The following is a 3,636-nucleotide window of genomic DNA, read 5'->3' on the forward strand; positions in this document are numbered from 1 at the left end:
ATAGTTANNNTTAAAGTAACTGCAAAACCAAATGGAGAATTAAAAATTGAAGTAACCACAAATACTCCAAACGCTTCTCAAGCAGGCGGAAATGCTACAGGAACAGCAACTGGTAAATCTGATTCTGAAATTAATCAAAAACTTAAAAATGACTTACAAAAAAATAATGAAGATCTTGTAAGAAGAGAATTAAATAAAGCTCAAGTTAAAAACCAAGGTACTAAGAAAGCTTCTGAAATTGCTCAAGGTATTACGGATGAAACATCATTGAATAATGCCATGGGAGTTACCATGCCAACACTTAAAGGTTCAACGATAAGTAAGATATCAGCTAAAGCAAACCCAAATGGTAATGGAGAAATTACAATTAGTGTTGAAGTAACAACACCAGGTACTAACCCTAGCACACATATAATTACAAAAGTTGTCCATGCAAAAAATGATGCAGATATTACTAGAGAAATAGCTAATGCAAATCAAAATCAAAATTTAGCGGAAATAAATAAAAGACTTAAAAACGCAGCGTTGAACAACCAAGGTGATAAAAAAGTGAGTGAAATAGCCTCTAAATTCAACAATCTACCTAATTTAGATGAAAAAATCAAAGAATTAAATAAAAAGTTTGGAGTTTCTTTAAAAGATTTAAAAAATAATAATGGAACAACTATCGATGATATTAAAATTTCAACAAAACCAAATGGAGAATTAAAAATCGAAGTAACTACAAGCACTCCAAACGCTTCTAAAACAAGTAAAACTGCTACAGGAACAGCAACTGGTAAATCTGATTCTGAAATTAATCAAAAACTTAAAAATGACTTACAAAAAAATAATGAAGATCTTGTAAGAAGAGAATTAAATAAAGCTCAAGTTAAAAACCAAGGTACTAAGAAAGCTTCTGAAATTGCTCAAGGTATTACGGATGAAACATCATTGAATAATGCCATGGGAGTTACCATGCCAACACTTAAAGGTTCAACGATAAGTAAGATATCAGCTAAAGCAAACCCAAATGGTAATGGAGAAATTACAATTAGTGTTGAAGTAACAACACCGGGTGCTAATCCTAAAACGCATACAATCACAAAAGTTGTTAATGCAAAAACAGATAATATGATTAATGCTGATTTAATTCAAAAAGATAATTTACAAAAAATTAAAAATTCCTTAAGAAATCTTCACTTCCCTTCTCAAGGTTCAACAACAGCTTCAACAATCGCCAAAGGCATTAATGCTGTTACGGGAATCGCCGGAAAAATTGCAGCAATTGATGCAGCAACAAATGGTGCGGTAACGATACCGAATGGTTCACAAATAGCGGGTACTACTATTGAAGATATTATTTTAGTTGCTCAACCTGATGGAACAATTTTGGTTAAGGTGGTTACAAAAACAACGGGAGCTTCAATTGAAGATGCAACCGTATCAAAAACAGCACATGGACAATCTGATGCAGATGTAGCTCAAAATGTTAACAATAAAAAGTTTGAAGACTTATTTAAGAATGCCAAGTTAATCAACCAAGGTAATAGAACTACTTCTGAAGTAGCTAAATCAATGAATAAAGGNTCACTAGCTGATAAGATCAAAGCTATTGAAACAGAAACAGGTATTAAAGTTCCNACAACAGTTAANGGAACAAAAATAACAGGTATTAGAATAACAGAAAAAGCCGATGGTGTTATTAGTGTTGAAATCACCACTGAAACATTAGGTGCAAAAACACCNGTTAAAACAATTACTCCTGAAATAACAGGTGATAAAAAACCTGTAGTTGATGCAAGAATCGCTAAAGAAAAAGCTGATAAAGCTCAACCTGGAAANCTTGATGCTATCAAAAAAGCAATNGATGGTCATACAATCACAAACCAAGGTAAAAAGAAAGTTTCTGATATTGCAAAAGACATCGATAAAGCAAAATCAGTTAAAGATAAATTAGATATCCTTAAAAACCATGGTATTGATATACCAGAATCAAAAAATGGAACAATAGTTACTGGTGTTAAAGTAACTGCAAAACCAGACGGAACATTAAAAGTTGAGGTAACAACAAAAACTCCAAACGCAACAAAAGCAGATCAACCTACATCAGGAACAGCAACTGGTAAATCAGACGGAACATTGAATCAACCTGGAAATCTCGATGCTATCAAAAAAGCAATCCATGGTCGTACAATCACAAATCAAGGTACTAAGAAAGCTTCAGATATTGCAAAAGAAATCAATAATGCAAAATCAGTTAAAGATAAATTAGATATTCTTAGGTGTCACGGCATCGATATACCAGAATCAAAAAATGGAACAACAGTTACTGGCGTTACTGTAACTGCAAACCCAGATGGAAGATTTACAGTTAATGTAAATACAAACACTCCTAACACTTCGCAACCAAATCAAGAAGTGTCTGGTATTGCGTTTGCCAAGTCAGATGCAACAATTAATCAACCTGGAAATCTAGACGCTATTAAGAAAATAATTGATGGTCATACAATCACAAACCAAGGTACACAAAAAGTATCTGATATAGGTGATGAAATTACACGTTCTAACGATATTAAAGCTAAATTAGCAATACTTAGAAAACACGGTATATTTTTACCTGATCATATTAACGAAACAAAAATAACAGATATTGAAGTCAGTACATACCCTGATGGAACTATGAAAATAACGGTATCAACTCACACACCATTTTCAAACCAACCAAATAAAAAAGTAGATGGTAAATTAACTGGTAAATCAGATGCAACAATTAATCAACCAGGAAATATTGATGCTATCAAAAAAGCAATNGATGGTCATACAATCACAAACCAAGGTAAACAAAAAGTTTCTGATATTGCGAAAGACATCGATAAAGCCNCATCAGTTAAAGATAAATTAGATATCCTTAAAAACCACGGTNTTGATATACCAGAATCAAAAAATGGAACAACAGTTACTGGTGTTACTGTAACTGCAAAACCAGACGGAACATTAAAAGTTGAGGTAAAAACAAATACACCAAACTCAACAAATCCAGATCAATCTACATCAGGAACAGCAACTGGTAAATCAGATGCAACATTAGCTCAACCTGACAATACTAAAGCAATCGAAGACTTATTTAAGAATGCNAAGTTAATCAACCAAGGTAATAGAACTACTTCTGAAGTGGCCAAATCAATGAATAAAGGNTCACTAGCTGATAAGATCAAAGCTATTGAAACAGAAACNGGTATTAAAGTTCCAACAACAGTTAAAGGAACAAAAATAACAGGTATTAGAATAACAGAAAAAGCCGATGGTGTTATTAGTGTTGAAATCACCACTGAAACATTAGGNGCAAAACGTCCAATTAAGACAATTGCCCCCGAAATAACAGGTGATAAGCAAACTGCTGTTGATGCTAAAAAAGCTAAAGAAAAAGCTGATAAAGCTCAACCAGGAAATATTGATGCTATCAAAAAAGCAATTGATGGTCATACAATCACAAACCAAGGTAAAAAGAAGGTTTCTGATATTGCGAAAGACATCGATAAAGCAAAATCAGTTAAAGATAAATTAGATATCCTTAAAAACCACGGTGTTGATATACCAGAATCAAAAAATGGAACAACAGTTACTGGTGTTACTGTAACTGCAAAACCAGACGGA

The sequence above is a fragment of the Mycoplasma todarodis genome (genome assembly GCF_965212735.1).
Classification (GTDB): Bacteria; Bacillota_I; Bacilli_A; order Mycoplasmatales; family Metamycoplasmataceae; genus Mycoplasma_K; species Mycoplasma_K todarodis_A.